Origin of the sequence: Micromonospora sp. KC606 (genome assembly GCF_004348675.1) — a bacterium.
In the GTDB taxonomy this organism is placed as follows: Bacteria; Actinomycetota; Actinomycetes; order Mycobacteriales; family Micromonosporaceae; genus Micromonospora.
Genome location: NZ_SMKN01000056.1, coordinates 18,579 through 27,422, shown reverse-complemented (window position 1 = coordinate 27,422; position 8,844 = coordinate 18,579). Strand labels below are relative to the sequence as shown.

10 protein-coding genes are annotated in these 8,844 nt (G+C 72.9%); 4 read left to right on the top strand and 6 right to left on the bottom strand.

What is annotated here, in order from left to right; translation table 11 throughout:
• Positions 1–45: 45 nt before the first annotated feature.
• Together E1193_RS14110 and E1193_RS14105 are read left to right on the top strand one after the other, a co-directional pair.
• Complete coding sequence (locus E1193_RS14110; protein WP_132183647.1) at positions 46–1,203, top strand: SAM-dependent methyltransferase; 1,158 nt, start codon at positions 46–48, stop codon at positions 1,201–1,203.
• A 108-nt stretch (positions 1,204–1,311) separates the two neighbouring features.
• A complete protein-coding gene (locus E1193_RS14105; protein ID WP_132183646.1) occupies positions 1,312–1,728 on the top strand; it encodes a helix-turn-helix domain-containing protein in 417 nt (138 codons plus the stop codon).
• 10 nt (positions 1,729–1,738) lie between these two features.
• On the opposite strand, the gene E1193_RS14100 is transcribed toward E1193_RS14105, so the two are convergent.
• From E1193_RS14100 to E1193_RS14085, 4 genes are all read right to left on the bottom strand, one after another.
• On the bottom strand, positions 1,739–2,752 hold the full coding sequence (locus tag E1193_RS14100; RefSeq protein ID WP_243707610.1) for a hypothetical protein: 1,014 nt from the start codon (positions 2,750–2,752) through the stop codon (positions 1,739–1,741).
• Between the two features lie 135 nt (positions 2,753–2,887).
• Positions 2,888–5,011, bottom strand: a complete 2,124-nt coding sequence (locus tag E1193_RS14095; RefSeq protein ID WP_132183645.1) for a DEAD/DEAH box helicase — start codon at positions 5,009–5,011, stop codon at positions 2,888–2,890.
• Positions 5,008–5,376 (bottom strand): hypothetical protein, encoded by a 369-nt coding sequence (locus E1193_RS33970; RefSeq protein WP_347877026.1) that lies wholly within the window; start codon positions 5,374–5,376, stop codon positions 5,008–5,010. Before E1193_RS33970 ends, E1193_RS14095 begins: the two co-directional genes overlap by 4 nt.
• Positions 5,373–5,675, bottom strand: coding sequence for a DivIVA domain-containing protein (locus tag E1193_RS14085; RefSeq protein WP_132183644.1), 303 nt, complete (start codon positions 5,673–5,675; stop codon positions 5,373–5,375). Before E1193_RS14085 ends, E1193_RS33970 begins: the two co-directional genes overlap by 4 nt.
• Positions 5,676–5,963: 288 nt before the next feature.
• Here E1193_RS14085 and E1193_RS14080 point away from each other — a divergent pair, with 288 nt between their 5' ends.
• Positions 5,964–6,197, top strand: a complete 234-nt coding sequence (locus E1193_RS14080; RefSeq protein WP_132183643.1) for a winged helix-turn-helix domain-containing protein — start codon at positions 5,964–5,966, stop codon at positions 6,195–6,197.
• On the opposite strand, the gene E1193_RS14075 is transcribed toward E1193_RS14080, so the two are convergent.
• Positions 6,183–7,043 carry an AraC family transcriptional regulator gene (locus tag E1193_RS14075; protein WP_279433336.1) on the bottom strand — a complete coding sequence of 287 codons (861 nt, stop codon included), beginning with the start codon at positions 7,041–7,043 and terminating at the stop codon, positions 6,183–6,185. The two genes, E1193_RS14080 and E1193_RS14075, sit on opposite strands and share 15 nt — an antisense overlap.
• Positions 7,044–7,250: 207 nt before the next feature.
• Here E1193_RS14075 and E1193_RS14070 point away from each other — a divergent pair, with 207 nt between their 5' ends.
• The gene (locus E1193_RS14070) at positions 7,251–7,505 is read left to right on the top strand and encodes a hypothetical protein (protein ID WP_132183641.1); all 255 of its coding nucleotides are present in this window, start codon (positions 7,251–7,253) and stop codon (positions 7,503–7,505) included.
• Between the two features lie 94 nt (positions 7,506–7,599).
• On the opposite strand, the gene E1193_RS14065 is transcribed toward E1193_RS14070, so the two are convergent.
• Entirely contained in the window at positions 7,600–8,721 is a 1,122-nt protein-coding gene (locus tag E1193_RS14065; RefSeq protein WP_132183640.1) for a glycerophosphodiester phosphodiesterase, read from the bottom strand.
• Positions 8,722–8,844 lie beyond the last annotated feature (123 nt).

The following is an 8,844-nucleotide window of genomic DNA, read 5'->3' as shown; positions in this document are numbered from 1 at the left end:
GGGTGGGGCTGCGGGGCGGCGTGGTGGAGGAAGGATGATGGAGCGATGCCGGAACCGTTGGACGTCGCCCTGACCCAGGTCCGGGCGTTGCTGCTCGACCCCACGCTGACCCGCGCCGTCGCCGCCGGCCGTCGCCGTGGGCAGCGCCCCTCGATGGTCCGCGCCGAACTGCGCCCGGTCGTTCTCAAAGCCGGACCCCGGTTGCAGATCTCCACGTCCGACGGCAGCCGGCCGTACACCCGCAACGTCGCCCCGGGCGCGGAGGCCGGCGCGGCGGTCGACGCGCTGCTGGCCGAGCCGTTCGGCAACTGGCACGTGGAGACCGCCGACGCGACGCTCCAACTGAGGGTGACGAAGTCGGGCGAGGCGCAGGTGCACCGGGCCGCGGCGAACCGGGCCGCGAACGAGCCGGCCGGGCACGACCGGGCCAAGGACTACCTGCTCGACCCGGGTGACCCGATCTTCGCCGAGATCGGCGGCTCGGCCGCCAAGCGGCGTCAGGTGGACGCCTTCCTGCGCGCGCTCGCCGCCACGCTGCCCGACGACCTGAGCAGCCCGCTGCGGGTGGTGGACCTGGGCTGCGGCAACGCGTACCTGACCTTCGCGGCGTACCGCTACCTGACTCAGCGTAACCTCGACGTCGAGCTGGTCGGGGTGGACGTGCGGGAGGACCAGCGGCGGCGAAACACCGAGCTGGCCGGGCGGCTCGGCTGGGCCGGCCGCGTCTCATTCGTCGCCGGCACCATCGCCGACGCGCTGGTCGAGCCCGCCCCCGATCTGGTGCTGGCGCTGCACGCCTGCGACACCGCCACCGACGAGGCGCTGGCCCGGGCGGTGCGGTGGCACGCCCGTTGGGTACTGGCCGCGCCGTGCTGCCACCACGACATCGCCGCGCAGCTGCGCACCCGGCCAGCCCCGGCCCCGTACGAGCTGCTGACCCGGCAGGGCATCCTGCGGGAGCGCTTCGCCGACGTGCTGACCGACGCGCTGCGCGCCGGGCTGCTCCGGCTGCACGGCTACCGCGCCGAGGTGGTGGAGTTCGTCGACTCCCGGCACACCCCACGGAACCTGCTGGTCCGGGCCCGTCGCACCGGTGGCACGCCCACCGGCCAGCAGCGGGCCGAGTACCGGGAACTGGTCGGCCAGTGGCAGGTCACGCCCCGGTTGGAGACGCTGCTCGCCGACGCCGCACCGGCCGGCTGAGGAAAACACAGGGGTCGATCGGGCAATTGCTCCGACGCGACGTCGTACTACCCTGAGGGAGCGCACCGACACCGTGTCGCGGTTCGAGAAAGGGACCACCCGGCAGGAATGGGCTCCGTAGAGGTTTCACCCCAGATGGCCTTCGCGCGTTTCGTTCGCCGCGCCATCGACGAGGCCCGCGACGAGCGGGGTTGGACGGTGAGCGACCTCGCGGCGCACACCGGGGTCGGTCGTTCCACCGTGTTCCGTTGGCTGGCCGGGGACTGGCAGGACTACCCCGAACTGGCCAAGGTCCGGGGCTTCTGCGCCGCCCTCGACCTGCCCGTCGCGGCGGCGTTCCGGGCGCTCGGCCTGCCGGACGCCGGTCCCGCCCCAAGACGCCGTGTCGACGACGGCCCGGTGGAGGCGGACGTCCGGGTCATCCTCGAACGGCTCGCCGACCCGACGGTTCCGGCCGAGGAGAAACACCACATCCGCGACCTGCTCCGCTATCTGGCCCGCCGCCCGGTCCGCCGGGCCGGCTGACGCGCCGCCCTCAGGCGACCGTGACGGTGAACTCGGCGGTACGCACCTCACCGGCCACCTGGAAGTCGAGGTACATCCGGTACCGACCCGGCCCCGGCGCGGTCAACCAGAAGGTGATCGTGTCCCCGGACGGTGCCGGCTCCGGGTGGACGTGCAGGTAGCCGAGGTCGCCCTCACGCAACGCGACGAGGTGGCCGTACGCGCCGAGATAGCGCTCCAGCGCGACCGGTGCGGTGCCGTCGCGGGCCTGGAAGCGCAGCGGGACGGCCGTGCCCCCCTCCGGCATGCCCTGGTAGCCGACGGTGAACCGGTCGACGGTCGCGGTGGTGGCCGGGGCCGGCAGCGGCCGGGGATCGTAAGCGCCGGGCACGACCAGGTCCACCCCGAGGGTGGCCGGCGTCTGCCGGCCGTCATCGGCGACCACGGTGAAGTCGGCGTACGCCCGCCAGACGCCGGGCCGGGCCAGCGTCAGTTGCACCGCCCAGGTGCCGTCGGCGGCCATGGCGGGGTGCAGGTGCTGGTATCCGGTGAAGTCCCGGCGCACCACGATCAGATGCATCGGCTTGTCGTGGACGACGGCGAAGCGGGTCACCGCGCGCCGCTGGTCGTCGCGGATCTGGAAGCGGAACTCCGCGGCACGGCCGGCGACGAACTCCGTCGCCACCGGGGTGAGCGTGTAGCCGGACGCGGTCACGGAGAGCCCCCCGGCCGTTGTCGCGCCCTCCCCGCCGCCGCTGTGGTCGTGCGCGCCGGTGCCGGGGGCGTGGGTGTGCTCGCCGGTGGCCGTCACCGCAACACCCGGGCCGGACGGCGTCATGGGCTTCGGATTGGCCCGGCCGAGGCCGAAGCCGAGCAGGACAGCGAGGACCAGCCCGCCCACGGTCAGCGCGAGCCGCAGGGTGCTCCGGTCCGGCCCGCCGACAACCGCCCCGAACGGGAAGGCGTCACCGTCCGCTCCGGCGGGGTGGGCGTCAGAGGCCCCTCCGTCGGAGTCGACCGCCGTGACGGATCGCTGCTCGGCCATGCGCCCACGGTACCGCCGACCCCGCTGCCGCCCGGCCGCACGGTGCTCCACGTGGCGCCCCTCGCAATCCGCCCCGACCGGGAACTTTCCCGCTCCCACCGGCAACGGGACGGGCCGTCCGCGGGCGGCGGGCGGTCAGCCCGCCACGGCCAGGGCCAGCGGGAGCACGTCCGGGGCGCCGGCGCGGCGCAACAGCCGGGCCACCATGGCCATCGTCCAGCCGGAGTCGACCAGATCGTCGATGAGCAGCACCGGGCCGTCCAGCCCGGCGAGCGCTTCGGCCAACTCGTCCGGCACGGTGAAGGCGTCGTGCAGCGCGCGTACCCGCTGGGCGCTGTTGCCGCGCGGTCCGCCGGCGCCGGTCGGGCCGGTGCGGACGACGTGGCCGAGCAGCGGCAGCCGGCCGACGGCGGCGATCCGCTCGGCGAGCGAGCCGACCAGCGCCGGGCGGGTGCGGGAGTCCACGGCGACCACCCCGACCGGGCGCCGCGGCCACGGGTCGTCGCCGTTTGCCCACGCCTTCAGCACGTCGACCACGGCCGCGGCCACGTCGTCCGGGACCGGCGCGTCGGCGGCCTCCGGCGCGACCAGTCCGCGCAGCCGCCCGCCCCAGCCGAGGTCGGACAACCGTCCCACGGCCCGCCCGGACAACGCCTGCTCGGCGGGGGGAATCCGCCCTTTCAGGGGTACGCCCACCGCGTCGAGGCCGGTCGGCCAGAGCTTCTTCGGCGCGATCGCCACGCCGGGCCGGCCGAGAAAGGTCTGCGCGGCGGTCAGTGCGGCGTCGGAGACGGCGACGCTGAACAGCGGCCCGGCGCAGCGGTCGCAGCGACCGCAGTCGGCCGCCCCGTTGTCGTCGAGGCACTCGCGCAGGTAACGCAGCCGGCAGCCAGGCGTCGTCGCGTACTCCCGCATGGCCTGCTGCTCGGCGGTGCGTGCCTGGGCGACGCGGCGCAGCCGGGCCTCGTCGTAGACCCAGGGCTCGCCGGTGGCGAGCCAGCCGCCGCGCACCCGGCGCACCGCCCCGTCCACGTCGAGCACCTTGAGCATCAGTTCGAGGCGGGCCCGGCGCAGGTCCACGACCGGCTCCAGGGCCTGGGTGGAGAGCGGCCGGTCGGTGGGCAGGGCGGCGAGCACCGCCCGGACCTGCTCCTCCGGCGGGAACGCGAGCGAGGCGAAGTACCGCCAGATGGCCGCGTCCTCGACGCCGGGCAGCAGCAGCACCTCGGCGTGCTCGACAGCCCGGCCGGCCCGGCCGACCTGCTGGTAGTACGCGATCGGCGAGGGCGGCGCGCCGAGGTGCACCACAAAGCCGAGGTCCGGCTTGTCAAAGCCCATGCCGAGCGCGGAGGTGGCGACCAACGCCTTGATCTTGTTGTCGAGCAGGTCCTGCTCGGCGGCGCGCCGGTCGGCGTCCTCGGCCTGGCCCGTGTAGGAGGCGACCGACCAGCCGCGCGTGCGGAGGAACTCCGCGGCCTCGCCCGCCGCCGCGACGGTCAGCGTGTAGATGATCCCCGAGCCGGGGAGCTGGTCCAGGTGGTCGGCGAGCCAGGCCAGCCGGTGGGCCGGGCTCGGCAGGTCGAGTACGGCCAGTCGCAGCGACTCCCGGTCCAGCGTGCCGCGCAGCACCAACGCGTCACCCAGTTGCTCGGCCACGTCGGCCGTCACCCGGGCGTTGGCGGTGGCCGTGGTGGCCAGCACCGGGGTACGCCCGGGCAGCTCGGCGAGGAAGGTCCGCAGCCGGCGGTAGTCCGGCCGGAAGTCGTGCCCCCAGTCGGAGACGCAGTGCGCCTCGTCCACCACCAGCAGGCCGGTGGTGGCGGCCAGCTTCGGCAGCACAGTGTCCCGGAAGTCCGGGTTGTTGAGCCGTTCCGGGCTGATCAGCAGGACGTCCACCGCCCCGGCGTGGATCTCGGCGGTGATCTCGTCCCACTCCTCCAGGTTGGCGGAGTTGATCGTGCGGGCCCGGATGCCGGCGCGGGCTGCGGATTCCACCTGGTTACGCATCAGCGCCAGCAGCGGGGAGACGATCACCGTCGGGCCCGCCGCGTCGGGGCGCTCCCGCAGCAGCGCGGTGGCCACGAAGTACACCGCGGACTTGCCCCAGCCGGTGCGCTGCACACAGAGCACCCGACGCCGGTCCACCACCAGGGCCTCGATCGCCCGCCACTGGTCCTCCCGCAGCCGGGCGTGCTCGCCGGCCAGCCGGCGCAGCACCGCCTCGGCCCGCTCCCGTATCGCCGACCGGTCCTGGCTCATCCGGCATTTCTACCAGGCTCGGCGGGATCTCCCGCCGACCCGCCGACCCGCCGTTTGCGGCGTGTGGCGGTATCCGCAGCCGGGGAAGCCGCAACACGCCGCATCTGGTGCGGAGCAACGGTCGGGTCGGCACAGTCTCCGTCGTGGTCGGCCGGTTGGGGGCAGCGCCGACCGCCGTCGAGTAGCTGGTCGCAGAAAACCCAGTGTCGTGCGCTCTGCGCGTCCTCGGTGGAGATGGTCGTTCCGCCGCCGTCCACCTCGGGCAGGAACCCGAGCGCCCGGGTGACCGCCCGGCCGAGGCGCAGCGCGGCCGGCAGGTCGGCGGCGGTCACGGGCAGGTGGACGACGAAGCGCTGCGAACTCACCGCCGCACCCCGGGCGCGAACCGGGACTGCCAGCTGCGCAGCGCCCGCTTGATCCGGATGTTCTCCTCGGTGACCATGGCCAGGTCCCGCCGGGCGTGGGCCAACTCCCCGGCGACCCGGTACAGGAAGGCGTACACCTCGGCCGGGTCGAGCCCGCGTCGCACCTGGTGGAACTGCCGCTCGCGGATCTGCCCGGCGGTCAGCGGACGGCAGGACGCCCAGCCGTACCAGCCGGCGTTCGGCGGATGGGACGGGCGGTGCCGTGCGGGGCGGCGGAACAGGGCGAGCACGTTGCGCATGGGCCACCTCTCGGGGTCACGTGTGGGCTGGAAGGCGGCCCGGCCTGCCGATCGGGGACGCGGGCCGGGCCGCCGGCTCCGGAACCGCAGCCCTGATCGGCGGTACGGCCCCGCAGCCAACCGTGGTGTCCGCCCCCGAGGCTTGCCGAACCAACCGGAGCCGGACAGGGGAAACTACACCAGTATCTGGCTATGGTCGACCCCTGATCGCCCCGGTGTCGACAACTTGTTGCAGTTACTTGTGCAGGTAGGGCAGGATCGGAGACGCCGAACCAACCGGAGTCACCCATGCCTACAGCTGAACCCCCGTACCGAAGGATCGCGAACGACCTCGCCGCGAAGATCAGAAGCGGTGAACTCAAACCGGGAGACAAACTCCCGTCTACCCGCGAACTGGCCGAGCTGTACGAGGTCCACATGAACACCGCGTACCGCGCGATGTCGCTGCTGCACGATCGGGATCTGATCACCGGTCAGCCCGGCCGGGGCACCTACGTGGCCCAGCCATCAGGCAAACCATGATCGTTGGCAGCTGAAGTCACAGCAGCCCCGGCGTGTCGAGTCGCTCAGCTGCCACTCATCGGCGGTGAATGACGCTTGGCAGGGCGTTACGGGGGTGCGCACAGGGTTGTCGTGACGTCTGCGGTAGCTGCCGGGCGATATCCCGAACTGGCGCTTGAACGCCTTGGCGAACGCGAACTCCGAGGAGTAGCCGCCGTTCTGGGCGACCACGCGCAGCGGGGCGTCGCTGGTGCTGAGCAGGCGGCTGGCGATGATCATGCGCCACCAGGTCAGGTAGGCCAGGGGAGGTTGCCCCACGAGGGTGGCGAACCGTCGGGCGAAAGCCGCCCGCGTCAGCCCTGCCCGTGCGCCGAGTTCCTCCACCGTCCACGGGTGGGCCGGATGGTGGTGGATCGAGTGGAGCGCGTCGGCGACGGCCGGGTCGGCGAGGGCGGCAGCCGAGCCGGTGGCCACCTGCCCGGCGTGGTCGTCCAGCCAGGCGCGGAGAATGTAGATCAGCAGTGTGTCGAGTAGCGCCGGCACCACCGCGTCGGAGCCGGGCCCCGGCTGGTCCAGTTCCCGGCCGAGCAGGTCGACGGCGGCGCGCAGGGCGGGGTGTGCACCGATCCGGGCGGGCAGGTGGACGACGTCGGGTAGCCCGGTGAGCAGCGGGTGTGCCCGTGCCCGGTTGAGCCGGTAGGCACCGCACAGCATGAGGGTGGTCGGACCGGCGCCGGGCGGGGTGTCCTCGGCCAGCACCCAGTTTCCGTCCGGGGTTTGGACGACGTCAGCCAGCGGCGTGGCCGGGTCGTCTGCGATCGCGTGTCCGCGCCCGTGCGGAAGGAAGACAACGTCGCCGGGGGACAGCGATGCCCCCGTCCCGCCCGTCCACCCTCTCAGGGCAGGTGCCCGTTCGATGGATGCCGCACTGGCGGATCATCGCTCCAGCATCGCCCGCTGTCGGAAGCCAGAGCAGGCACAACCATGCAAGCCTGATTTAGGTTTTTCGATGTCCTGGGCTCCGACTCGACGGAGAGTCGCCGTGCGCTGTGGACGACGACCGGAGGAGGCTTCATGCGCGGACGCAGATGGGCGACGGCGGTAGCGGCGATGACACTCGCACTGGGTGGACTGGTCGGGGCGAGCACCCCGGCGGCCGCTGACCCGCCAGGCGGCACGCTTCGCGGCGTCTACTACGACTTTCAGTTCTGCCACAGCTACGGCAACCAGGGGTTGTCGAACGGTCAGTGGCAATGGTTCTACTGCGAGTACCGCGCGTCCGGCCCCTCCGGCTCCGGCTTCTACTTCCTCTGGACCTTCACCTACTAGGCCGTGCCTGGTAAGGAGTGAGACTGGAAGTCGACGTACGCGGGGCGTCCGGACCGACCGGACGCCCCGCGTACCCGAGGATGGGGGTGACCCGTCAGCGGCTCGGCAGGCCGGCGCGGGCCGCCACGGCGGTGTCGGGCTGGTCGGCGAAGACGCCGTCCAGGCCCAGGCCGTAGAAGAGTTCGTACTCGGCGGTGATGTCGCCTCGGGCGTTCGGGTCGGCACCGACGCGGAAGTCGGTGGGGAGGAACTGGTTCTCGGCGCGGAACGTCCAGGCGTGCACGACCAGCTTCTCGCGGTGGGCGTCGCGGACCACGGTGGTCGGCGCGCGGAGCTTGCCGGTGGCGTCCCGGGGGACGATCAGGTTCTTGTTCAGCCCGACACCGTCGGCATACCGGGCGATCCAGCGCAGGCCGGCGGGCGCGGCCAGGTCGAGATAGCCGCGCGGGTCGCCGGTGACGGTGAAGTCGTACGGGCGGCCGGTCGCGTCGAGGAGCTGCACCAGCGGCACGTCCACCATCCGGTCCAGCTTGCGCAGGTTCGCCGTCTCGAAGGACTGCACGAAGACGGGCGCGTTCCGGTGCGTCATCCGGTTCTTTCGCAGCACCGCCACCAGCGGCTCCTCCAACGGCAGCCCGATCGAGGCGAAGTAGCTGGGGTGCTTGGTCTCCGGGTAGACGCCGATGGTCCGGCCCCGCCTGCGGCTCTCCGCCCGGGCCAGGTCGACGACCTCCTGGAAGGTCGGCACCTCGAATCGCCCGTCGAAGGCGGTGTTCGCCACCCGCACCTGGGGCAGCCGCTCCTTGGCCCGCAGCGTCTTCAGCTCGGCCAGGGTGAAGTCCTCGGTGAACCACCCGGAGACGGCCACCCCGTCGATGGTCTTCGTCGCCCGGCGAGTGGCGAACTCCGGACGGGCCGCCACGTCGGTCGTACCAGAGATCTCGTTCTCGTGCCGGGCGACCAGCACGCCGTCCCTCGTCGAGACCAGATCCGGCTCGATGTAGTCGGCGCCCATCCGGATCGCCAGCCGGTACGCCTCCAGGGTGTGCTCGGGACGGTAACCGCTGGCGCCGCGGTGGGCGATCACGATGGGTCGGTGATCGGCCCGGTCCGCGCGCTCCGCGTCGTCCTCGCGGGCGGACGCCGCGCCGGGCACGGCCACGGCCACGGCGAGCAGCGAGCCGGCCAGGCCGAGGGCGGAAAGGGTACGTCGCAACGCCGTCTCCTGTCGTCGATGGGTGACGCCCAGCAGACCGGCTGCGGCTGACCGCCAGTTGGTCCACGGCTGACCGGAGGGTGAACCCTGCGGGATCGGCGATTCATCGACCCCGAGATGCCC

What these genes read in the sequence shown, in the direction of transcription:
- E1193_RS14110 (WP_132183647.1), top strand. Translation starts at nt 46, where the DNA reads ATGCCGGAACCGTTGGACGTCGCCCTGACCCAGGTCCGGGCGTTGCTG.
- E1193_RS14105 (WP_132183646.1), top strand. Translation starts at nt 1,312, where the DNA reads ATGGGCTCCGTAGAGGTTTCACCCCAGATGGCCTTCGCGCGTTTCGTT.
- E1193_RS14100 (WP_243707610.1), bottom strand. Translation starts at nt 2,752, where the DNA reads ATGGCCGAGCAGCGATCCGTCACGGCGGTCGACTCCGACGGAGGGGCC.
- E1193_RS14095 (WP_132183645.1), bottom strand. Translation starts at nt 5,011, where the DNA reads ATGAGCCAGGACCGGTCGGCGATACGGGAGCGGGCCGAGGCGGTGCTG.
- E1193_RS14085 (WP_132183644.1), bottom strand. Translation starts at nt 5,675, where the DNA reads ATGCGCAACGTGCTCGCCCTGTTCCGCCGCCCCGCACGGCACCGCCCG.
- E1193_RS14080 (WP_132183643.1), top strand. Translation starts at nt 5,964, where the DNA reads ATGCCTACAGCTGAACCCCCGTACCGAAGGATCGCGAACGACCTCGCC.
- E1193_RS14070 (WP_132183641.1), top strand. Translation starts at nt 7,251, where the DNA reads ATGCGCGGACGCAGATGGGCGACGGCGGTAGCGGCGATGACACTCGCA.